The sequence below is a fragment of the Ekhidna sp. genome (assembly GCF_965227465.1).
Lineage (GTDB): Bacteria > Bacteroidota > Bacteroidia > Cytophagales > Cyclobacteriaceae > Ekhidna.
Genome location: NZ_OZ245746.1, coordinates 3,095,009 through 3,118,846, shown reverse-complemented (window position 1 = coordinate 3,118,846; position 23,838 = coordinate 3,095,009). Strand labels below are relative to the sequence as shown.

Below are 23,838 nucleotides of genomic sequence, written 5' to 3'. Positions count from 1 at the left end.
TTAGCGAATGATCAATTTTTCCTGAGCGGTGAATGATTCTGAACGCACGATAACCAAATAGGTACCGCTTTGTAATCGTGGCAATTCGAAAAGGCTCTGAGAGGTATTATTTAAGGATCGATTGTAGAAGAACTTGCCAGTTAGATCGATGATTTCTACTTGATATGTGTCAGCATCGGCCATTCCAAAATCTAATTTGACATGTCCATCACTCGGATTTGGATATAGGCTAATTCCAAATGAATTCAGAAGATCAAATCCGGTAATTGTGAAAATAACATCTTTACATACGATGACTTCAGGACATTGATTACTTGCAGTCAGGCAAATAGTATATGTTTTGCCTTCATAATCTTCAAAAGAAAAATCCGGACTTATTGCGGAGGAGGTTCCTTCACCTGCAAAATCCCATAAAAAATCTACTCCCGATCCCTCTGAGAGATTGATAAAGCTAACATTTGCGCTTTCGAACAAATCTGTCTCATACGTGAAATCAAAATCAACAATAGGGGAAGAATCTATTGTAATCTCTTTGGATTCTTCTAAAACTTCTGCATCAGGAGTGGTTATCACAATGCTTACCTGATAGGTACCACTCGTAGAATAGGTGAACAAAGCATCCTCAGTTGTGGCATCTGTGACATCATCTCCATCAAAATCCCATTCGTAAGTTGATGCATCTGGAATGTTCGAGGAGGTGTTTTGAAAATTAGCCTCGATTCCTACGCATGAGGCATCAGTGGTAAAGTCCACTGAAGGGCCGCTTCCGTTTTCAAGCACTACAACAGTTTTAGAGAATGTAGTTTCACAACCTTCTTCATCTGAAATAGTTAGTGTGGTTGTGTATTCTCCGGCCGCAGGAAATGTAAAAGTAGTACCTTCTTTGGTTGTGGCATCTTCTACACCATCTGATTCAAAATCCCAGAACCAGGATGCTGTAGAATCCACGTTGAATAGTTCGACCTCAAAAATAGTCGGCGATTCTACAACAACTGGTTCAGCACTAAATACTACAAATGGTTCAGGCTTAATATCTACTTCAACTCCAGTGCTGTCAGCGCAAGCTCCGTTTTGAACAATCAGCGCAAACGTATGAAGGCCGGAGCTATTGAAAACGTGAGTAATATCTCCTGCATCCGTGCTAATCTCATTACCATCCACATACCATTTATAGGAGGCATCTGAAGCAAGTCCGCTGCTTTGATCGATCAGGCTTATTTCCTCTCCAACACAGGCCAAGAGGACATCAAAATCAGCAGTTGGAGCCGCATCTATATCAATATCTTTTGTTTCAGTTAAGACTTCTGTAGCAGGAGTGGTAATGGTAAGGCTGACTTGATAGGTGCCTTCTGTTGAATATGTATAAAGGGCATCTTCGGAAGTAGCATCGACCGTTCCGTCTCCATCAAAATCCCACTCATAAGTAGATCCACCAGGGATATTGGTTGATAGATTTTGAAAGGTAGCCTCTACGCCAAGACAAGAAGCATCTGTAGTGAAATCTACTTCAGGATCATTTCCATCCGATAGAACTTTTATCAATTTTGAAAATGTGGTTTCACATCCTTCTCCATTGGAGATGGTAAGCGTGGTAGTGTATTCACCGATTGCTGGGAACGTAAATGTTGTGCTCTCTTTAGTAGTTGCATCAATCACTCCATCTGTTTCAAAATCCCACGACCATGATGCATCTGATTCTACGTTTAATAATTCTACCTCGTAAACTGTTGTTGATCCGACGATTACCGGTTCTGCACTAAAAGCTACAAATGGTTGAGGCTTGATATCCACTTCGAGACCGACACTGTCTGCGCAAGCCCCATTTAGTACTACCAAGGAGATAGTATGTAGGCCCGAGGTATTAAAAATATGACTAACATCACCGATGGTTGTACTTATTTCTTCACCATCTGCATACCATACATAGGAAGAATCAGTTGTAAGACCACTACTTTGATCGACAAGGTTAATCGTCTCTCCAACGCATGCAAGAATTGCATCAAAATCAGCAGTAGGAGTAGAGTTGATTATTATCTCTTTGGATTCAGTAAATACTTCAGTGTCAGGAGTAGTAACTGTAAGGCTGACCTCAAATGTATCGATGGTAGCAAATGTATAGGTAGCATCTTCTGTGGTAGCGTCTGTTACTCCATCCTCGTCAAAATCCCACTCAAAAGTAGATCCAATTGGGATATTGATTGACGTGTTTTGAAATGAGGCGACAATGCCAACACATGACGCATCTGTACTAAAATCTGCGGTTGGATCACTACCGTCAGAAAGAACTTTGATTACTTTGGAGAATGTCGTCTCACACCCTACTCCATCTGAAATGGTTAGTGTGGTGGTGTATTCACCAATAGCTGGAAAAGTAAATGTTGTACTCTCTTTAGTCGTTGCGTCTATAACTCCATCAGTTTCAAAGTCCCAAGACCATGTGGCATTCGTATCTACGTTGAATTGTTCTACTTCAAAGATGGTTTCTGATCCTGCGATCACCGGTTCGGCGCTGAAGGTAACAAATGGTTTAGGTTTGATGGTTATTTCCTGCACCGTGCTATCAGTGCAAACTGCACCATTTTGGATGGCCAAAGAAAATGTGTGTAATCCGGGGCTATCAAAAACATGACTGATATCACCTTCAATCGTGCTTATTTCTACTCCGTCAGCATACCATTTGTAAGAAGCATCGCCTAGAATTCCTGTACTTTGATCTGTCAGGCTAATTGTTTCTCCAACACAAGCTGATAGAATATCAAAATTGGCAATTGGACAATCTCCATCAAGCATGAATTCACGTGTTTCTCCAAATCCCCATCTGCCATTCTCGTCTTGTGCTCGAATAGTAATTGTGTACGTACCAATTGGGTAGCTGTCCACCAATTCAAGCTGAATACTGGTGATATCAATGAGTGTTCCAGATGTGATATCTATAGGTATGCCATTGCCTGTTCCAGGATCTTCATCAATGAAATATTCCATTGCTACAATTGACAAAATCTCATTTGAAGAATTATTTATATCCTGAATAAAAAAAACTCTGGTCTCCGCCATTCCCCATTGCTCATCTGTATTTTTGGCTCGAATAGAAATTGTATGGAACCCATCCTCAATAGCAGCTATGGTCAAGGCTTCTGTAACATCAATAGTCAAGCTCTGAGTTACGGATATTTCAGTACCATTTCCTTGTCCAGGATCCTCATCAATAAAAAATTCAACAGCTGATATTTCAGCAGGATCATCAGGAGTTAGTGCATCCAGATCCTGGATATAAAAAGACCTGACTTCAGCAAAACCCCACTGAAAATCCATATTTCTGGCACGAACACCGATGGTATGAAAACCATCAGAAAAGGCCGCTATATCCACAATATCATTTACATCTACAGTAGATCCACTCCCAGAAAGTGTTATTCCATTACCAACTCCAGGATCTTCATCAATAAAATATTCCAAAGTGTTTATATCGGCAGGTGGTGGATCACTGACACTTGAATTGGGCTGAATGTAAAACAACCGCCTCTCATGTAGACTCCAATCACCATTTTCATCCTGTATTCTGATTCCGAGAACATGCACACCATTGGTCAAGCCCATAGATGAAGTAGCTATGGTGAAGCTTAGGTCAATAGATTGGCCTTGTGTGATTGATACCGGAAAAGGCGTACCCATACCAAGACCTGGATCTTCATCAATGAAGTATTCAGCAGCCACAATGTCTGCTTGTGCAAATCCCCAGCTAAAGGAAAGCAGGAATAGTATCGAGTAAACTACTCTTCTCATGACTCCTCCTAGTTGGACTTGGCCTGCACACTTACATCCAGATCGTCATCGGGATTGATTACCGTGGAAACATTGAAAGATTCAATGGTAGGAAGGCTTGAAGTCTTCAAGGAAAAGTTTGGAGTCATAGGATAAGGTCCCCCGGTGATGCCTATATCTGAGCCGTCACTTCCTGCATCTACGGCAGCTGAAAGTGGATCGAGACTAAAGTCGTATGATGAGGACCAGGTATTTAAGACTGGTATTGTCCCATTAAAATCAGGAGAAATGCCTTCAAGGTTATTGGCATTTCCTGAATTACTCACTCCACCACCAGAAGGGGGTAATTCGTTATTTCCCGTTTCAAATGATAGGTTGTTATCGAAAACATTACGCTGAAAATTAGTAGATGTGCTTCCGCCACCGGAAGCGAGACTGGGTGTTCTACCATAAAAAATATTATTTGAGATCAGTGCGTCAAGCATTATCGTAGAAAATGCATTGTTCGATCCATTTTGACCAATGAAATTATTGTTTTGAATGATTAGCACGTCACCCTCTGAGTATTTTCTAATCCCCGATAGAATAATATTATTTTGTATAAAAGCATTGTTGGGATTTGAAGATTCAAATGTGGTTAGGCCTTGCAATAAATTATTTCGAATAATCACCCCGTCCACTTCTCGCTGAAAAGTGATCCCACTTGTAATTTGATTATCGAAAATGACCATGTTTGTCACTGGAATTGTATTTGAGCTGGATGTTTGCCAGGTAATAGAAGTGATTAAATTATTATGAATGGTTACAGTATCAAGCGTGAAAACAGGACCGCCATTTGTATTTCTAGTAAGATAAATATTGCTTAAATGAATCCCTGTAATTGTACTATTAGAAGCATTTTCAGTATTATCAGAATTTGATCTTAGGGTAATATTCGTAATCCTCGAAGAGTGAGGTAAATCTTTAGTAAGATTGAATCCAATGCCTATTAAGTGTAATTCTTTTTCCACAACAATACTTCCGTAAGTGGTGGGACTGGGCTGGATATAAATAGAATCTCCTGCTGAAGCTGCATCAGCAGCTGCTTGCAGTGTGGCGTATACATTATCCCCTGTTGGAGCATTGGAATTATTATCAACAATACGGACAGTTTGGGCAACAACAGATAGAGTAAGCCCAAGAAGGATTGGAGTGAGTAGCGTTTTCATGATGGGTGATTTATGATGAAACCTTATTCAATTTAAATAATTTTAATCTCAAAATCCACATGAGCTTGTCTTGACCCCATTGTCTATCATTAAAAATTCATTGTTTTTTTAGTTTGAAAAGAACTTAATAATGCGAGTAAAAAAAACCCTAACTGGATTACTAGTCATAGTTATTCTCCACTTGTTATTACTTAATTGTTCGCACATTCAGGCTGGGAATACCCTTAATGAAAAGATAAAAGGAATGAATTATTCTGGTCCAGGTGGTGGACCATTTGGTCTGGAACCTTTTACTTCTATGAAGGCCATAGGATCCAATTTCGTGGCTTTTATTCCCGAGGCAGTTGTTTACCAGAACACACTTAAAATGAGGCATGCATATTCAGGGGATAAAGCATGGTATGGTGAAACCACCGAAGGTGTACTTGAGGGGATATATCAAGCCAGAAAAATTGGTCTAAAAGTGATGATCAAACCCCATTTATACCCAGGAATAGACTTGACTGGTTTTGAGCGTCCTACATTTGATCGCGTTGATACAGCGGCAAGAAGAGCGTATTATTCAAAAAGATATGAATACATTCAAACACTTGATTTTAAAACAAGGGAAAGGTCAAGTTGGAGAGGAGACTTGATCCCCAAGGATGAAGCTGGCTGGGAGATTTTATCAGAAGAGTATAGGAAATTTATTCTTTCCTATGCGGTGCTTGCTGATACTATGAACATTGAGCTATTCTGCATAGGTACCGAACTAAAAGCCATGGCACTTGAAAAGCCAGATTATTGGAGAAATTTAATCACGGAAGTTAGAGGCATTTATTCTGGACCGATTACCTATGCAGCAAATTGGGATAGTTATGATCAAATCACTTTTTGGGACGACCTGGATTATATAGGTATTGATGCTTATTTCCCATTAGGAGATCATCGAATTCCTACGGTTGAACAATCCGTAGATGATTGGCAGAAATACAAAAAACAAATTGGACGGATACAAATGTCTGTGGACAAAGCCGTAATTTTTACTGAGTGGGGGTATGAAAGTGAAGAGTATGCCGGCAAAACTCCCTGGGAATCGAACGGTTTATTCAATGAGGAGATTCAGGCAAACTTATATGAAGCCACTTTTCAAAGTTTCTGGAATGAACCCTGGTTTCAAGGAGTGTTTATCTGGCGATGGTCTCCAAAGGATGAATTTTCAACAGGCACCTATAATTTTTCCCCGAAAGAAAGAGCAGCAGAAAAAGTGCTTGAGAAATGGTTCAAGAAGGACTAGAACTTACTCTTTAGCCAAAGTTCGTGTCTTCACGAACCTTCTTTCTTCATTAAATTTATTTAGTGAATTACTTTCAACAACCAAGAACCTCTTATACTGAAATAGGAAAAATTTATTTCTGGACTTCCATTTTTAAGACATATTGGTGATGAGTTTTGAGAACTGGTTTTGTGGTTCGTGAAGACACGAACCATGGCGATTGGAATCTATCATTTATTGTATAGATTTCTCGCTTCGTTCGAAATGATACTTAAATTGTTAGAGATATTTAGGAGGAGATTCCTGATCTCCGCTGCGCTTCTTCAGGAATGACGTTCTATTTTCTAGGTGTTGACTGTATGAAAAAGCACAGAAGACCATGAAACAAGTTCAAGGTGACTTTCTATTTGTTATTTAGTAGTTCCTTATTTCCGAGCGTCATCCCAGACTTGATCCGGGATCTTAATTTCTTAAGCCCATTTTTTGAATTTCATTTTCAATGATTTCAATCCATTTTCTTTTTTGCTTATTAGGAACTTCTTCAAGCTTGAGCCAAGCATTAGAAATGCCACCTTTTAATTGAAACTTAGTAAGTATGTAATTTTCGCTTTCTGCTTTACCGATGTATCTAATTTCCACAGGAGCGAATTGCTTGACCATATGTGAGAAGCTTCCTTCAAATTGTAAGTTATTATTGATGTCCAACCTAAGCTCTTGAAATCTTTTTAGGAGATGTAAAGAATCATAATTATCAATGACGTGCTCATAAAGCCCATTTTTTGAATTCTTTACGAGTTGAGAAAATGATGCAAATACAAAAGCACATGATAATATGAATACTAAAAATCTCATAAACTCAAAACGCCAAAATCTCCTTCATCTTCTCACTGATACGTTCCGCATTCGGCACGACAGATTCCATCAAAGGCACATTGTGAGGAAGTGGGATATCCGGCATAGCAATACGCTCTACAGGCGCATCCAGGTAGCTGAATCCTTCGGAAGCCAGCACTGCAGCGATCTCCGCACCAAACCCTGCGGTCATGGCATCTTCGTGTACGATGAGACACCTATTTGTTTTCTTTATGGAATTCAAAACAGCCTCTTTATCCCAGGGCATAATGGTCCGTAGATCTATTATATCGGCCGAGATACCAGTTTCATCAACTGCTCCATCGCATGCTTCACACATGGCACCCCATGTTACTAATGTTATGTCTGTACCTTCTTTGAGCAGGTTAGCTTTTCCAAATGGAACTACGAATTCATCTCCCGGATAGGGCCGTCTGGCGTATCGGTTATCATTTAGGTTTCTGTGCTCAAAGAACATGGTAGGATTATCTGAGCGCATAGCGGATCTGATGAGTCCCACAGCGTCTTGTGCATTGCTTGGAAAGGCTACTTGCCAACCAATAGCATGAGCAAACATTACTTCGTTAGTAACCGAGTGCCAAGGGTCGCCTACCTTGGCAAATCCTCCTGGCATCCGTACAACGATGGGTGCAGCAAACCGATTTGCCGTTCTCCAGCGAGTAGTACCACAGTTGTTGAGCGGCTCCATGGCTGGATCCGCATATTTTCTGAATTGTATTTCTGCTACCGGCATTAGTCCAGCATAGGCCATTCCAACCGCACGACCAATGATTCCTTCTTCAGAGAGCGAGGTGTCAAATACCCTATCAGAACCATATTTGGTTTGTAATCCCATGGTTACCGCATGTACCCCACCTTTCATCCCCACATCTTCCCCGAAGACCAATACTTTTGGATTCGTCTTTAATTCATAATCGAGCGCAAGATTGATTGCCTCACCAATATTAATTCTACGTTTATCAGGATTGGGTTTTTCACTGCTGGTAGGAAATTTCGGATTGGACGGGCGGATGCCACCAATGTCCTGCACTTCGTCCGGCTCGGAGAATACATATTTTTTAATTTTCGAAGCATCAGGTTGTGGCCGGTTCAGTGCAGCCTTGACTGCTTCATCTACCGTTTTTTGAGCTTCACTCTGAAGTGCCTCCCATTCTTTCTTGGAAAACATTTTCTGAACAGCTTTCAAGGGATCATTAGCCTGTTCTTTTTTCAACAGTTTTTCATCCTTGTATGCCTGATTATCCTGATAGGAGTGACCATTGAGTCTCGGTACTGTTAAACGAACCAGTGCTGGACCTTTCCTGGATCTCACGTGATCTGTTCCGGCTTTCAATAATTCAAAAGCTTCTTCCGGGTTGGTACCACTACCATCCCAGATATTCAGGTTTTTGAATGAAGCCAGGTTTTCCGCAATGTTTTTCCCAGGTGTTTGATATTCGCTGGTCACAGAAATGCCGTATCCATTATCCTCGATATAAAAGAGCACCGGAAGTTTTTGTGTAGTTGCAATGGTCAAGGCAGACCAAAACCCATTGGTAGCAACAGAAGCATCACCACCCAGGATGGCTGCAATGGAATCTCTATATTCTTTATTTTTTAGTGTCTTGGCGTGGTACTCGATACTCTGCGCCCAACCTACCGCAGGTGTGTATTGTGCACCCACATCGCCGGCCATTGGTAGCACCACACATCCTCTGTCAGATTTTGGCATGTTGCACACCACTCCAATGTCTCGTCCGTCACTATACCCACCTGATCGTGTCAAAGGAGCCGAAAGTGCATCTTCCACTGACAGCCCAAGTCCAATCATAAGTGGACGCGAACGATAATAGGCACTCGCTGAATCTTTTGGTTTATCGAGGAGGTGAGCCAGAATTAATTGACCCAATTCGTGTCCTCTGGCGGAAAATTGATACAATACTTTTTTCTCAGGTACTAGCTTGTTTTCCTCCAGATCGTCCATCGCTCGGGATATGAGCATTTTCAACGCGATCTCTTTCCAGTCTATCGCCGTTTCTTTCTTCTTCTTGGGTGCTGTTGCTGTTTTTGACATAGTTTATCGTTGGGGCCGCTAAGTTACAAAGGCAAAGGTTTGTGGTGAAACCGTTTATCAGATCAAATGAAGCATTTTAATGTTTGCTTAGACAGTAAGCATTAAAAAAAAATTAAATTAATGTCTACTTTATTGCAGACCTTAAAACAATGCTTTACTTTCGAGTAAACATTAAAATATTAAATAATTGATGTTTATTGGAGTGTATACCTTAAAAAGGGATGTCATCCTTGAGGAACGAAGGTCTCTTACAATTTGATAAAGATTCTTCTCCGCCTACTGGCGGATCAGAATGACATTCTAAAAAACAATGTGAATAAATGAAACAACCCCTTTTTAATATAAACCCTGACCGGAACAAACCATGGAATGATCTGCCGAACCTACCTATCCATCAGGATCTGTATCGGACGGTGGACATCTTGGAGCAGTTAGGAAATACCAAATCTGCGCTGGGTCGGTTACATGGCAGGTCTGTTGCCATTCCAAATCAAGGTATTTTGATTAACTCAATCAGTCTGCAGGAGGCAAAAGCGTCGAGCGAGATTGAAAATATATTCACAACGGATGATGAACTATACCAGGCGTATAGTGAAGAAGGAGAGGAAGCGAACATTAAAGGCGCTCCCAAAGAGGTGCTTCGGTACCGTGAGGCACTTTGGGCCGGACACCAGCACCTGAAACAGCATGAAGTATTTGATCTGGACTACTTCATTAAGGTTTACCGAATTGTCAAGCAAACCAATGATGGTCTACGTCCACCAAGTGCGCATATTTACATTAAGCAGGGAGGGACGGGACCAAATGCTGGTACTGCGATTTATACCCCGCCCAGAGGGAAAGCGATATTAGAGCAGAAGATTCAGAACCTCGCTGAATTCGTGAATGACGATGAAAAATATCCCGTTGATCCGCTAATCAAAATGGCGATTGCACATTATCAATTTGAAGTAATCCACCCTTTCCGTGATGGAAACGGAAGGGCTGGCAGGATTTTCAACATCAACATTCTGACACAAAAAGGATTGCTGGACCTGCCCATTCTATTCCTTAGTCGATACATTATCGATCATAAGAATGATTACTACTCACTTCTTGCCAGTGTGACACAACGTGCCATGTGGGAGCGATGGATCTTATTCATGCTAAAGGCAGTAGAGGTTACTGCTAACCTGACGTTTGATAAGATAAATGACATCCTCGCCGCGAAAGAGGGGATTATGGAGTCCATCGAATCAGATACTAAAATCAGGAAACCAGAGCTTCTTGTACAGATGATTTTCACCCAGCCATTGACAAAAGTGAGTCATTTGACTGACGCTAAAATTTATGCAGAGAACACAGCAAGGAATTACCTAAATGAATTGGTCGATTTGGGGATTTTGGAAAAAAGGATGATTTCGGGGCATCATTATTATCTTAACCTCGAACTTTATAGAATTCTTTCAGACGATTGATTTTAATGAAAAGGACGTTTTTGACTATCGCAGGGATTTTTACTCTATCCAGTTTATCAGCACAGGTCAACGAAAAAATGCTAGCGGATACAATCAGTTTTATTTCCAACGAAATCAAGGCACTGGAATGCTTGAACTATGAACAAGATACCTATCGCTTAAACTTCGAGGATTGCAACCTGGAATACGAACGAAAATTTAAGGGCGAAGAAGACAGATGGCTTATTTATGATTTTTTGGTTGGTGGATATTGATGAAGAAAAAATGAGTATGGACTTTGCGGAGGGCGGTTGGAGAATCGTACTTATTTCACCCAATAAGAAGATAGAATATGACTCATCAGAGGGTTCTGGGTGGGTATCTGAAATACATATTTATGGTAAAGATCAAGCGTCACTAATTCCAATCGGTAAGGCACTTTATTTTGCAATTAAGAGTTGTAAAAGTCTTGACCGATTTAAGAATCGGTAACAAATGGTGAGATTTTTTATGTTTAATCAGAAACCGTATCAGGCTCTCCATTTTGCTCGCGATAGATCTGCCGAACTTCCTCTTCAGTGAATCGAGGGAAGAATTTCTTAGCTATCATGACGGCATGGTCTTCATTTTTCGCCATGTCCAGATTATTGATTATCAGCTCCTTTTCAATGGCTCTGGCTTTCGTTTCTCCTATTCTATTATTGATAAGTGGCAGGGCATTTTCCGATGCAGTTGCAATACGATATGCGATGCTCCCGCGATCCTCGATTAAGGTCACAAACCGATCAAAATTGTCATAATTATTTGTCCAGGCAAGTTTATATGCAGAAGTCTCTTTGTCGAGGTTTGAAGGTAAAGTGTGGTAACGGCGAGAGGTTTCGGTGATAAGTCGTTCTACATGCTCAACCTTTTTGATTTCCACAAACAATGATTGTAATGTATTGTACAACTCAAAATCGACAATTTCGGAGTTTTGCAGACTTAATGAATATTGAATGGTTTGGTAATCGTATTGAGGTTCAATAAACCGAAAGTCAGAAAAATTTGCATAATCCCCTTTGCTTAGCGTGCTACTCAATTGTTGGGCATATGATGTCATTCCCAATGAAATTTCAGACATCTGAAAACGGAAAGCCTCCAACTCATATTTCAAAGCGGTAACTACACGATTCTTCTCTTTCTCATTTTTTTCTTGCTCGGCATAGTTCTGGATGAGAAAGGCACAATACACCCCAATGATAACGATAAGTAAGTCGATGAGTACCCATGTAAATTTATTCTTTGAAGAGAACAGCTTTCGTAGAAACATGCCTAAAACTACAAATTATCAAACTAATTTTAAGATCAATGAAAGTGTTTGGCCTCCTTTTCCTGACTCTAATTATTAATGCTGCATTTGGGCAAAATTTGGAAAAGCAATTGGCTGATACAATTGACTTTGCTACCATGCAAATTCAATCCCTGGAAAATGAATCGTACAACTACAATTCATTTCGCCTCAACTATGATGATTGTAATTTGGAAATTCATCAGGCTCCAAAGAGCGATAGCACAAAGTGGGATGTACTCGCTTTTTGGTTGGTGGATCTGGACGAAACAAGAATGAGATTGCTTGAACAGTCAGATGGTGAATGGAGTCTGATTGTGGATACCATCTCTGAAAAATGGAAAATCAAATATGATTCGGAAACAGACTCAGGCAGGCGGAACTCCATCATTCTTTTTTCAAATGATAGGAAAGAATTAATTGAACTGGGTCAAGCACTGTATTTTGCAATTAAAAGTTGCAAAGCGATGGGGAGGAAAAGCGATTATTGATAGTATACAAGAAAAGGCCTTAAGAGGCCTTTTCTTTGAATTTCTTAATAAAGTTTCTGGTGAAATCAGAGAGAACCAGTTTACCACTCATTTCGGCTCTTTCAGCAAGTAACTTGTCCCAATCATCCGTTCCTTTCCAAAAAACTTTTTTCAATTCCGCCATTGCTTCCGGATTGTATGCAGCTAATTTTTCTGCCAGTTGGTTAACAGCTTTATCTAATGCATTTATGTCATCATAGAGCTTACCAAAAAGCCCTTTTTGATGTGCCCATTTTGGATCATAAAATTCATCAGGATTCATGCCCATTTGTGACATAGCAGAAAGACCCATTTTCCGCTCAATCGCAGGGCCTACTACAAAAGGGCCAATTCCTAATGCAAGCTCGCTTAATTTGATTGCTGAGTGTTTAGAAGCAAAGCAGTAATCGACAGCTGCTGCAAGACCAATTCCACCACCAACTGCTTTTCCCTGCAATCGACCGATGATAAATTTCGGACACTTACGCATCGCATTGATTACATTGGCAAAGCCCATGAAAAACTTCTTTCCATTTTCAGGACTGTCCACTGCCATCAATTCATCAAAACTGGCCCCTGCACAGAAGGTACGGTTGCCACCGCTCTTCAAAATGATGACTTTGATTTCAGGATTATTGCCAGCTTCAGAAATGGTATCTGCAAGCTTTGTCAGAATATCTCCTGGTAGAGAATTACTTTGCTCTGTAAAAAATTCAACGGTACCGATTCCGTTTCGTATGTCTAGGTTTACGTAGTTACTCATGTCCGCAAAAATAAGTGCATTATGATACATCTAGCCATGATTTGTTTATCCTCTTTACCCACTACTTAAGAAATCAATTTTATCTGGACTATATTAGTAATATGACAAAAGTTAGCTTCAAAAAGGCACTCGTAGCTCTTGATGCTACCCTAATGGATGGCTTTGTGCTAGAGTACGTATCACAGTTTTATAAGTCTTTCGGTATTGAGGAGATTATCTTCCTTCATGCAATAAAAGAAATAGATACCCGAATTGAGATTGATGGATATGCAGATGCGGAGACGAATGCGCTGGATGAAATTAAAGAAAAGCTTACATACAAGATAGGTCAGTATGATTTTAAAGATAGTAGGACTGAAATAGTGGTGAAGCATGGATCACCTGCTGGTATCATTTTAAGGGATGCTGTTGAATTTTCTTTTGATTTAATTGTAATGGGGCGGAAACGTTCTTTAGAAGGATCTGGCATTGTTTCTAGTCATATTGCTCGAAAAAGTCCTACTTCGATCTTATTTGTAACTCAAAATATGAATCCGTCTTTAAGGAATATCCTGGTGCCTGTAGACTTTTCAGAACATTCCTCGCTTGCCACTCATGCTGGTGTGACTATTGAAGAGCACTCTAAAGCCAAGTTATCTTTAATCAATATATATGACGTTCCGCTTGGCTATTATAAAATGGGAAAGACCTATGAGGAATTTGCAGAAATAATGGAAGGTCATGCGAAGAATGATTTCGACTTGTTTCTTAAGTCAAATGACATAAATACCAAATACCCATGCCACTTCACGGTCAGAGGATCTAACTCTAAGATCGATATTGTTTTTGAATATGCACTTGAGTCCAGAAGTGATTTAATTATCATCGGCTCACAAGGTAGAACGAATGCCTCGGCTGTTTTACTTGGGTCATTTGCAGAGAAAATGGTATTTAGAGATACTGATATCCCTGTTTTGATTGTAAAAAAAGAAGGAGAGAATATGTCGCTCCTTCAAGCGTTGCTTTCGTTATGATATTGTGAGGATTAACTCTGATCTCTTTTTTTAATCATTGTTAAAATCGTAGCAATTGCCACTGTTTCTCCTGTTTCGTCATATACGTCAACGAGAAACTTCACTATCCCTTTTGCAATATCGTCTTTCTTCTCCTGGTCTACTTTTTCTTTTACAGTACACCGCACACCGATTGTCATCCCTGGATAGACCGGCTTAGTGAATCGACATTCTTCTAATCCATAATTAAGAAGAACAGGTCCTTTTTTCGCTTGAACAAATAACCCCGCAGCAGCTGATAAGATGAAATAGCCATGTGCTACTCGACCTTCGAATGTGGTTCCTTCCAGAGAAGTAACATCTGTGTGTGCATAGAAATGGTCCCAGCTAACATTCGCAAATGTGACAATGTCTCCTTCTGTAATTGTGCGCTTAGCTGTAATGACCGTATCACCAATCTCGAGATCTTCAAAATGCTTGGAGAAAGGATGCTTTTCTGTGTCCTTGTATTCACCTCCATATTGATACTGCTGAGTGATTTCCGTAAGGGTTGTTGGCGATCCCTGGATAGCTGTGCGTTGCAAGTAGTGCATCACTCCTCGTTTGCCACCCATTTCCTCTCCACCTCCGGCACGTCCGGGTCCTCCGTGTACCAGTTGAGGCATGGGTGAGCCATGACCCGTGCTTTCTTTAGCGCAGGCTTCATTCAGAACCAAAATTCGGCCATGATGAGTAGCTGCACCTACCACATATTCCCTGGCGATTTTATCATCTGCGGTTGTGATGGATGAACAAAGGGAACCTTTTCCTTTCTTCGAAATGGCAATAGCCTCATCCATGTTTTTATATGGAAGAATCGTACTGATCGGTCCGAAAGCTTCAATGTTGTGGACTTCTTCAGTATTCAATGGGTTCTGATTCACAAAAAGCATCGGTGAAATGAAGGCTCCTTTGTTCCAGTCGGCACCCATAGCCTCTCCTTTATTATCCAGTGAGCCGTAAACCAGATCGGAAGTTTTGGCAAGTTCAGCCACTCGTTTTGTTACCTCATCCAATTGCTCTCTTCCTGCTAGTGCGCCCATTCGCACACCTTCCACACTCGGGTCTCCGATGGTTGTTTTTTCGAATGCTTTTCCGAGAGCAATCTGCACATCTTCTACCAGCTTTTCAGGTACAATGATCCTCCTTACTGCAGTACATTTCTGTCCACATTTCACCGTGATCTCTTTTCGAACTTCCTTGATGAATAAGTCGAATTCAGGGGTGCCCGGAACCGCATCTTCTCCAAGTACAGCACAGTTCAGTGAGTCAGCTTCCAGGTTGAAAGGAACTGAGTTTTCCACGATTTGTGGTAGTGTTTTTAGTTTTTTGCCTGTCTCAAAAGATCCGGTAAATGTCACTATATCATTCATATCCACATGATCCAGGATTCCATTTCCATATCCGGCAACCAGCTGAAGTGCCCCCTCGGGTAAAATGCCCGAATCAATAATGTTTTTCACCATTACTTCAGTCAGGTAGCAGGTTTGTTCGGCGGGTTTGATGATGCATGGCATCCCGGCCAGCCAGTTGACGGCAGCCTTTTCAAGCATTCCCCAGATCGGGAAGTTGAATGCATTGATATGCACCGCAACACCTTCTTTTGGTACCATGATGTGATGGCCTACAAACGTTCCTTCTTTCGAAAGAGGCACTGTCTGTCCATCCACGTGATAGGGAAGATCTGGGAATTGTCTTCTTAAGCTGGCATTGGAGAACACATTGCCAATTCCACCTTCAATATCAATCCAGCTGTCCAGGCGAGTAGCCCCTGTCGCTTTACTCACTTCATAAAACTTTTCTTTCTCATCCATCAGGTGGAAGGCCAATGCCTTTAGCATCAATCCACGCTCCTGAAAGGTCATTTTTCGTAATGCTGGATTTCCAACATTTCGTGCATGATCGTAAGCATCCTCGAAATCAATGCCCTCAATGGTATGTGATGCCACGGGATCACCGGTGATCGCATGATGAAGGACCTCTCCATCGCCAGCTCCTTCCATCCATTGCCCTGCGATATAGTGTTTTATTTTAGGTATTGCCATGATCTGTTTTTCTCTTTTACGCCTAAGGCAAATCTATCAACTAACAGTTATTCGCCTGAGACTTTTCTTCAATATTCAAAATATACACACTACTTGTTCTGAATTTCGCCTTGCGGCTCTTCACATAAGCAAATGTTAAAATGGCTTCATTGCTCATTTCTCAGTATATTTCCAATACCAATCACCACTTCACCTGGTATGAAACTTTTCAAAGAACTCAATCGCCGGAATGTCATTAAGGCGGCCATCACCTATCTGGTAGTAGCATGGCTAATCTTACAGGTGATTTCGATTGTGTTCCCCATGTTTAATATTGGCACAGGTGTAATGCGCTATTTTTTCATTGCCCTGGCTATTGGATTCCCTGTATGGGTCATTTTCGCTTACCTCTATGAGTGGACACCTACTGGTTTTAAGAAAACCAAAGAGGTGTCGCCGGAAGTTTCGGTTTATAAACAAACGGGAAAGCGATTAAATGGAATGATCATCGGAGGGTTGGTGGTAGTGGTATTGTTACTCATCTCAGATCGTATTTTCAATTTCACCGGTATTTCAGATATTCCAGACCCGGATAAGTCAATAGCGGTTTTACCATTTGAAAATATGAGTGGGGATGAAGATGCCTACTTTGCATCAGGGGTCACGGAAGATATCCTGACTCATATTTCCAAAATTGGCGATTTACGGGTGCTTTCAAGATTTACGCTAAAGGATTATGACACAAAAGGAAAATCTGTAGAAGAGATTGGAAAGGAGTTGGGTGTTGGCTATTTACTTACGGGAAGCATCCGGAAAGCAGGAGAGGACCTTCGTATCTCCTGCCAGCTGGTTCAGGTTAATCCTGAGGAGCAGACCTGGGCGGAGAACTTTGATAAGCGTATGGAGGATGTTTTCGCTATTCAAAACGAAGTAGCCACTGAGGTTGCCAAATATCTAAAGGCACAGTTAACGAAAGAGGAGGAAAAGCAATTGAGCAGGAGACCAACAGAAAGTCTTGAGGCATACAATCTTTATTTGAGAGGGCTTAGCCGATATCAACAAGAAAAACCTGAGCAAAATGAATTAGCCATTAAACTATTCAAAGAAGCTTTGGAAATTGATCCTAATTTTACAATTGCTCATGTACATCTGTTAAGTGCTTACTCAAAATCGATCACTCAGTTCGGTTTGAGATCCTATTCGCTTTATGATTCCATGCTGGAGGTGTCAAAACAGTTGGTAAAAGCTGATCCTGAATCGTCGGAAGCATTAGGTGTTTTATCTTTTCACTATTTGGTTAAAGGGGACTTCAATAAGGCCATTGATCTAAGTGAAAAAGCCATTCGACTAAACCCCAATGATTCCAAATCCATTAATATTTTAGGATTGTTACTCCGAAATAAGGGAGAAATTAATCAGGCCATTCCATTGTTTAAAAAAGGGAAAGAGCTAAATCCATTGCGCTTACAAGCCTTCAATTATAATCTTGGGACATGTTATGAACTATTAGGTATGTATGACATAGCGAATACCTATTTTAATTCGGTAATAGAACTATCACCAAACGACCTCATTAATATTGACAGGCTGGCACATATTTCACTAGTGACAGGTCAGTATGATCAAACGGAAAAGTATATAGATCAATTGTTAAAAGAGGGAAGTCTTAAGGCGCTGGATATGGCATGTGAGTTTTCTTTAAATGCCAAATTACCCAAAAGTAAAGTGAAGATGAACCTTAATAAATTGGTTGATCATCAGAAATATAGTTACCTGGACAATTATCGTGGCACAATGGCACTGGCTTATGTCCTTAAAAAAGAGAATCAGTTAGATTCTTTGAATCGAGTTTTAAATCATTTTCATGCAGCATATTCAACTAAATGGGGACTAGATCATGAAGATGGTGATGTACTGATACCGTATGCACAAATAGCAGCATTAAGAGAAGATAAAGACGAAGCTTTGCGATGGGTAAAGAAAATGGTGAATACCGGAAGTTTATGGACCTATGAATTGATGCAAAGTGATGTGATTTTAGAAGAAGTAAGAAAAGATCCACGCTATGATCAAATAATGGAGCCAATAACGAAGAAAAGAGATCGTTTGCGCATTAGCGTGAGTGCACAGGACGGCCAGGTAAAATTGTAAGAAAGATACTCAGCTAAACAGTCCGTGCAGTTCAGTATCTATTTTGAATACGATATCAGAAAAATCTTCCGTATTTTTCACAAAATCTATATCAGTAACATCAATGATGAGCAATTTTCCAACATCATATCCTTCAATCCAGTTTTCATAGTGTTCATTTAATCCCTTTAGGTATTCGATACGAATCAGATTTTCATAATCTCTGCCTCTTGTCTCAATATTCTTAACAAGCTTACTGATGTCAGACTTTAGATAAATCAATAGATCAGGTGGCTTAACGAATTCGATCATGGAGTCAAATAAGGCACGATAATTCTGATAGTCTCTTTCCTTGAAAAACCCTTGTTTGTAGAGACTTTCCGCAAAGATGTACGCATCCTCATAGATCGTTCGATCCTGAATAATGGTGTTTTCTCCTCTTCTAAGTTTATTGATCTGTTCAAATCTGCTATTCAGGAAATACACTTGAAGGTGAAAAGACCACTTATGCATATCACTGTAAAAATCCTGGAGATAAGGGTTGTCTTCAACCGACTCAAATTCCGCTTGCCACCCGTAATGCTTTGCTAGCATCTGTGTAAGTGTTGTTTTTCCTGCCCCGATATTGCCGGATACGGCGATGTGCATGTTCTTATCTGTCATTATTAAGCTAGGTCTCTATTTTTTTGATTCGTTCCAGGTTTTGTAGGCAGCAGAGGCTACAGGTCGATTAGGTTCAGTCTCAGTGAGCGGCTGGCATTCTCTCAAAGTTTCGTAGCATTCTTTTGGCAACTGTTGATAAAGCTTGGTGCCTTCTGTTTTCCAGGCGATCATTTCATCACTTACTTCTTTAATTTTCTTTGCGGGATTACCTACTATAAGACTCCTTGATTCAAATTTTGAATTAGCCTTTATAAATGCTAAAGCACCGATAATAGATTCATCCCCTATTTCTGAATTATCCATGATCACGGCATTCATCCCGACCAATACATTCCGACCTATGTTAGCTCCATGTACAATTGCTCCATGCCCAATATGTGCACTCTCCTTCAGCGTTATCGTGATTCCTGGAAACATATGAATGGTGCAGTTTTCCTGCACGTTGCATCCATCATCGATTACAATTCGTCCCCAGTCACCACGTATTGCGGCTCCAGGTCCTACATAAACATCTTTTCCAATTATCACATCTCCAGTTACGGCAGCAAGAGGGTGAACAAATGCGGATTTGTGGATAACAGGTTTTAGGTGGTTAAATTCATAGATCATAACTAAACTCTTTCTAAAATAATCGCATACCCTTGTCCTACTCCAATGCACATCGTACAGAGCGCATATTTTTTTTCTGTCTTTTGAAGTTGTATTGCAGCTGAATGTGTAATTCTTGCTCCAGTCATCCCAAGTGGATGACCAATAGCGATTGCACCACCGTTTGGATTTAGTCTAGGGTCATCATCTGCGAGACCTAATGATCTAGTACAGGCAAGTGCCTGTGCCGCGAATGCTTCATTTAATTCAATAATATCTATTTGATCTAATGTAAGTCCTGCCTTCTTTAAGGCTTTTTTACTCGCTTCCACTGGTCCTATTCCCATTATTCTTGGTTCTACGCCCACAACTGCTGAAGAAACTATTCTGGCTAATGGCTTAAGATCGTGATTTTTAACGGCATCTTCAGAGGCTACTAGAACAGCAGATGCACCATCGTTTAGACCGGAAGAGTTTCCGGCGGTTACTGAGCCATCTTTTTTAAATGCAGCTCTTAGTTTTCCAAGAATCTCCATTGAAGAAGATGGTTTTATAAATTCATCTTCTTTGAATATGATTGGATCGGCTTTACGTTGAGGAATTTCCACAGCCACAATTTCTTCTGCCAATCGACCATTTTTTTGAGCCTCGCTGGCTTTCATTTGAGAGCGATATGCAAATGCATCCTGATCTTCACGTGAGATACCATGGATTTCTACAAGGTTTTCGGCGGTATTGCCCATACCATCGGTTCCATAGAGTTCTTCCATTTTCGGATTTATAAAACGCCAACCAAAACTTGAGTCATACATCTTTGCATCAGTACCAAATGGTTTAGCTGATTTTGAGATTACCCAAGGCCCTCTGGTCATATTTTCAACTCCACCGGAAATAAACAAGTCTCCATCACCCGTCTTAATTGCGCGGTTGGCATGTACAATGGCAGACATACCGGAGGCGCACAATCTATTAACAGTTTCCCCTGGGACAGAGAATGGAATACCTGCAAGTAGTAACGACATCCGTGCCACATTCCGATTATCCTCGCCAGCCTGATTTGCACAGCCCATGATCACCTCATCTACCAAAGAAGGATCCAAAGAAGGATTTCGAGCGATTAATTCTTTAATCACGAGTGCCCCTAAATCGTCCGTCCTTACAGCAGAGAGCGTTCCCCCAAAATTCCCAACCGGTGTTCTTATTCCATCAATAATGTATGCTTCTTTCATGGCTACTTGATTATGTTGTCCGCAAATATTCAGCCTTCTTGCTTACCTACCAATTAACCACATTACTAATTAAGAAATTCCTTTGTGGCCCATGGTTCATACCTTAATTTTGTCGGAATTTGTTTTAACCTGATTAACTCACAGGAAATACATTTACCCAATGCCTAAAAATCCAAACATCAAGTCAGTCTTAATTATCGGAAGTGGACCTATCATCATTGGTCAAGCTTGCGAGTTCGATTATTCAGGATCACAAGCATCAAGATCACTTCGCGAGGAAGGAATTGAAGTGACACTGATAAATTCGAACCCAGCCACCATTATGACAGATCCGGTTACTGCTGATAATGTTTATCTAAAGCCGTTAAACAAGCAATCGATTCGGGAAATTCTGGAGGAACACCCACAAATTGATGCGGTACTCCCTACTATGGGTGGACAAACAGCACTGAATTTGGCTATTGATTGTGATAAAGCTGGAATTTGGGAAAAATATAATGTGTCGATGATAGGCGTAAATATTGACGCGATTGAGACAACAGAAGACCGGGAGAAATTCCGGCACAAAATGATTGAATTGGGAGTGGGAGTTTGTAAGGGTGAGACAGCAACCTCCTTTTTGAAAGGGAAAGAAATAGCACAGGAAATAGGCTTCCCATTAGTAATCCGGCCATCCTATACCTTAGGTGGGTACGGAGGTGGTTTTGTGAATACTCCTGAGGAATTTGATAATGCCCTAAATGCAGGATTACAGGCCTCTCCAATTCATGAAGTTTTGGTTGAGCAAAGTATTTTAGGCTGGAAAGAATATGAACTGGAATTGCTTAGAGACAATCTTGGCAATATCATAATCATTTGTTCGATCGAGAATTTCGATCCTATGGGTGTTCACACAGGAGACTCCATAACCGTTGCTCCCGCCATGACCTTATCTGATACTGTTTATCAGAAAATGAGAGATCTGGCCAAATTGATGATGAATGGTATCGGTCATTTCGCCGGAGGATGTAATGTTCAATTTTCGGTAAACCCTGATACGGAAGATCTCATTGGAATTGAAATCAACCCTCGAGTTTCTCGTTCTTCGGCACTTGCTTCAAAAGCTACTGGCTACCCAATTGCTAAGATTGCAGCTAAGCTGGCTATCGGTTACAATCTAGACGAGCTGAATAACCAGATTACGAAAACAACTTCAGCGTTTTTTGAACCTGCGATTGATTACACCATAGTTAAGGTGCCAAGATGGAACTTTGATAAGTTCAAGGGTTCTGACCGAAAACTTGGACTCCAGATGAAATCTGTTGGAGAGGCTATGGGTATCGGCCGAAATTTCCAGGAAGCACTTCAAAAAGCTTGTCAGTCGCTTGAAATAAAACGAAATGGATTAGGCGCTGATGGTCGCGAACTAAAAGATCAGGATGCTATCCTTAAGAGCCTGGAGCATCCAAGTTGGAACAGGTTATTCCATATTTATGATGCATTTAAACTTGGTATTCCATTTAAAACCATTCATAAGCTCTCCAAGATTGATCCATGGTTCTTGAATCAAATAGAAGAACTAATTACCCTTGAAAAGGAGATCGAGAAGTACAGCGTAGATGATATCCCTAAAGAGTTGCTAATGGAAGCAAAACAAAAAGGATATGCTGATAGGCAGGTGGCACATTTGCTAGGTTGCTTAGAAAGCGAAGTTTACAAGAAGCGTAATGATCTTGGAATTAAGCGAGTCTATAAACTGGTTGATACATGTGCTGCTGAATTTGAAGCTCAAACGCCGTACTATTATTCAACTTTTGAAGAAGAGAACGAATCAAAAGTTTCAGACAAAAAGAAAATAATCGTGCTCGGATCAGGTCCAAATCGAATTGGGCAAGGGATTGAGTTTGATTACTCATGTGTGCATGGGGTCTTAGCTGCAAAGGAGTGTGGATACGAAACCATCATGATTAATTGTAATCCGGAGACAGTTTCTACTGATTTTGATGTGGCTGATAAATTATATTTCGAACCAGTTTTTTGGGAGCACATCTATGACATCATCCTTCATGAAAAACCAGAAGGGGTGATCGTGCAGCTTGGAGGTCAAACAGCTTTAAAACTTGCAGAAAAACTGGAGCGATACGGTATTAAAATTATTGGCACGAGTTTCGAAGCACTTGACCTTGCTGAAGCACGAGGAAGATTCTCCGATTTACTAAAGGAGCAAAATATTCCCTATCCACTTTATGGAACGATAGAAAATGCGGAAGAGGCGGTAGAACTTTCCAAAAAATTAGGATTTCCTCTTCTTGTTCGCCCTAGCTATGTGCTAGGTGGACAAAGCATGAAAATTGTGATCAATGAAACTGAACTAGAACAACACGTTGTTGAAATTCTAAAGGATAAACCGGATGGTGAAATTCTATTAGATCACTTTTTAGAAGGGGCGATTGAGGCGGAAGCAGATGCAATTTGCGATGGAGAAAATGTTTATATCATAGGGATCATGCAGCATATTGAGCCCGCGGGTATTCACTCCGGAGATTCGTATGCTGTTCTACCTCCATACAATTTGGGTGATTTTGTGATTCGACAAATTGAGGACTATACAAAAAAGATAGCTGTGGCCCTGGAAACTGTTGGGTTAATCAATATTCAATTTGCAATAAAGGATGATAAGGTATTTATCATTGAAGCAAATCCACGGGCATCTAGAACTGTACCGTTTATATGCAAGGCATATAGAGAACCTTATGTGAACTATGCGACTAAAGTCATGCTTGGCGAGAAAAAGGTGACGGATTTTGACTTCAAACCCTACAAAAAAGGGTATGCAATTAAGGAACCAGTATTTTCATTCCACAAATTCCCGAATGTAAATAAGGAGTTAGGTCCTGAAATGAAGTCCACAGGAGAAGCCATCTATTTTATAGATGATTTAATGGATGATTATTTCATGGAAATTTACGCTGAACGAAACTTGTATCTTAGTCGATAGGTTTAATAGA

18 protein-coding genes are annotated in these 23,838 nt (G+C 40.6%); 8 read left to right on the top strand and 10 right to left on the bottom strand.

Annotation, left to right across the window (positions count from 1 at the left end):
• Nucleotides 1-3,783, bottom strand: coding sequence for a PKD domain-containing protein (locus ACO05G_RS13800; RefSeq protein ID WP_421763275.1), 3,783 nt, complete (start codon nucleotides 3,781-3,783; stop codon nucleotides 1-3).
• A gap of 8 nt (nucleotides 3,784-3,791) precedes the next feature.
• Nucleotides 3,792-4,970 carry a hypothetical protein gene (locus ACO05G_RS13795; protein WP_421763274.1) on the bottom strand — a complete coding sequence of 393 codons (1,179 nt, stop codon included), beginning with the start codon at nucleotides 4,968-4,970 and terminating at the stop codon, nucleotides 3,792-3,794.
• Between the two features lie 130 nt (nucleotides 4,971-5,100).
• On the opposite strand from ACO05G_RS13795, the gene ACO05G_RS13790 reads away from it, so the two are divergent.
• Entirely contained in the window at nucleotides 5,101-6,246 is a 1,146-nt protein-coding gene (locus ACO05G_RS13790) for a glycoside hydrolase family 113 (protein ID WP_421763273.1), read from the top strand.
• 441 nt (nucleotides 6,247-6,687) lie between these two features.
• On the opposite strand, the gene ACO05G_RS13785 is transcribed toward ACO05G_RS13790, so the two are convergent.
• Nucleotides 6,688-7,077 (bottom strand): hypothetical protein, encoded by a 390-nt coding sequence (locus ACO05G_RS13785; protein WP_421763272.1) that lies wholly within the window; start codon nucleotides 7,075-7,077, stop codon nucleotides 6,688-6,690.
• A 4-nt stretch (nucleotides 7,078-7,081) separates the two neighbouring features.
• Nucleotides 7,082-9,151, bottom strand: a complete 2,070-nt coding sequence (locus ACO05G_RS13780) for an alpha-ketoacid dehydrogenase subunit alpha/beta (protein WP_421763271.1) — start codon at nucleotides 9,149-9,151, stop codon at nucleotides 7,082-7,084.
• Between the two features lie 320 nt (nucleotides 9,152-9,471).
• Between ACO05G_RS13780 and ACO05G_RS13775 the strand changes: the two genes are divergently transcribed.
• Genes ACO05G_RS13775 through ACO05G_RS13765 form a run of 3 tightly spaced genes read left to right on the top strand, consistent with a single transcriptional unit; the run spans nucleotide 9,472 to nucleotide 11,079 of the window.
• On the top strand, nucleotides 9,472-10,608 hold the full coding sequence (locus tag ACO05G_RS13775; protein ID WP_421763270.1) for a Fic family protein: 1,137 nt from the start codon (nucleotides 9,472-9,474) through the stop codon (nucleotides 10,606-10,608).
• 5 nt (nucleotides 10,609-10,613) lie between these two features.
• Nucleotides 10,614-10,862 (top strand): hypothetical protein, encoded by a 249-nt coding sequence (locus ACO05G_RS13770; protein WP_421763269.1) that lies wholly within the window; start codon nucleotides 10,614-10,616, stop codon nucleotides 10,860-10,862.
• Nucleotides 10,837-11,079 (top strand): hypothetical protein, encoded by a 243-nt coding sequence (locus ACO05G_RS13765; protein ID WP_421763268.1) that lies wholly within the window; start codon nucleotides 10,837-10,839, stop codon nucleotides 11,077-11,079. Before ACO05G_RS13770 ends, ACO05G_RS13765 begins: the two co-directional genes overlap by 26 nt.
• A gap of 22 nt (nucleotides 11,080-11,101) precedes the next feature.
• On the opposite strand, the gene ACO05G_RS13760 is transcribed toward ACO05G_RS13765, so the two are convergent.
• Nucleotides 11,102-11,896, bottom strand: coding sequence for a hypothetical protein (locus ACO05G_RS13760; RefSeq protein WP_421763267.1), 795 nt, complete (start codon nucleotides 11,894-11,896; stop codon nucleotides 11,102-11,104).
• Nucleotides 11,897-11,934: 38 nt separating this feature from the next.
• Here ACO05G_RS13760 and ACO05G_RS13755 point away from each other — a divergent pair, with 38 nt between their 5' ends.
• Nucleotides 11,935-12,405, top strand: a complete 471-nt coding sequence (locus ACO05G_RS13755) for a hypothetical protein (RefSeq protein ID WP_421763266.1) — start codon at nucleotides 11,935-11,937, stop codon at nucleotides 12,403-12,405.
• A 19-nt stretch (nucleotides 12,406-12,424) separates the two neighbouring features.
• On the opposite strand, the gene ACO05G_RS13750 is transcribed toward ACO05G_RS13755, so the two are convergent.
• Nucleotides 12,425-13,186, bottom strand: a complete 762-nt coding sequence (locus ACO05G_RS13750; protein ID WP_348282070.1) for an enoyl-CoA hydratase/isomerase family protein — start codon at nucleotides 13,184-13,186, stop codon at nucleotides 12,425-12,427.
• A 101-nt stretch (nucleotides 13,187-13,287) separates the two neighbouring features.
• Between ACO05G_RS13750 and ACO05G_RS13745 the strand changes: the two genes are divergently transcribed.
• A complete protein-coding gene (locus ACO05G_RS13745; protein WP_348282071.1) occupies nucleotides 13,288-14,199 on the top strand; it encodes a universal stress protein in 912 nt (303 codons plus the stop codon).
• 11 nt (nucleotides 14,200-14,210) lie between these two features.
• Here the strand turns inward: ACO05G_RS13745 and paaZ are convergent, their stop codons facing one another.
• Nucleotides 14,211-16,262 carry a phenylacetic acid degradation bifunctional protein PaaZ gene (gene paaZ / locus ACO05G_RS13740; protein WP_421763265.1) on the bottom strand — a complete coding sequence of 684 codons (2,052 nt, stop codon included), beginning with the start codon at nucleotides 16,260-16,262 and terminating at the stop codon, nucleotides 14,211-14,213.
• 198 nt (nucleotides 16,263-16,460) lie between these two features.
• On the opposite strand from paaZ, the gene ACO05G_RS13735 reads away from it, so the two are divergent.
• Nucleotides 16,461-18,392, top strand: coding sequence for a tetratricopeptide repeat protein (locus tag ACO05G_RS13735; protein ID WP_421763264.1), 1,932 nt, complete (start codon nucleotides 16,461-16,463; stop codon nucleotides 18,390-18,392).
• A 9-nt stretch (nucleotides 18,393-18,401) separates the two neighbouring features.
• On the opposite strand, the gene ACO05G_RS13730 is transcribed toward ACO05G_RS13735, so the two are convergent.
• From ACO05G_RS13730 to pcaF, 3 genes are read right to left on the bottom strand one after another with little or no spacing between them, the layout of a single operon-like run.
• On the bottom strand, nucleotides 18,402-19,019 hold the full coding sequence (locus ACO05G_RS13730) for a deoxynucleoside kinase (protein WP_348282103.1): 618 nt from the start codon (nucleotides 19,017-19,019) through the stop codon (nucleotides 18,402-18,404).
• A gap of 30 nt (nucleotides 19,020-19,049) precedes the next feature.
• On the bottom strand, nucleotides 19,050-19,643 hold the full coding sequence (locus tag ACO05G_RS13725) for a transferase hexapeptide repeat family protein (protein ID WP_348282074.1): 594 nt from the start codon (nucleotides 19,641-19,643) through the stop codon (nucleotides 19,050-19,052).
• Nucleotides 19,644-19,645: 2 nt separating this feature from the next.
• Nucleotides 19,646-20,851, bottom strand: a complete 1,206-nt coding sequence (gene pcaF / locus ACO05G_RS13720) for a 3-oxoadipyl-CoA thiolase (RefSeq protein ID WP_421763263.1) — start codon at nucleotides 20,849-20,851, stop codon at nucleotides 19,646-19,648.
• 160 nt (nucleotides 20,852-21,011) lie between these two features.
• On the opposite strand from pcaF, the gene carB reads away from it, so the two are divergent.
• Nucleotides 21,012-23,828 (top strand): carbamoyl-phosphate synthase large subunit, encoded by a 2,817-nt coding sequence (gene carB, locus ACO05G_RS13715; protein ID WP_421763262.1) that lies wholly within the window; start codon nucleotides 21,012-21,014, stop codon nucleotides 23,826-23,828.
• Nucleotides 23,829-23,838: the final 10 nt, after the last annotated feature.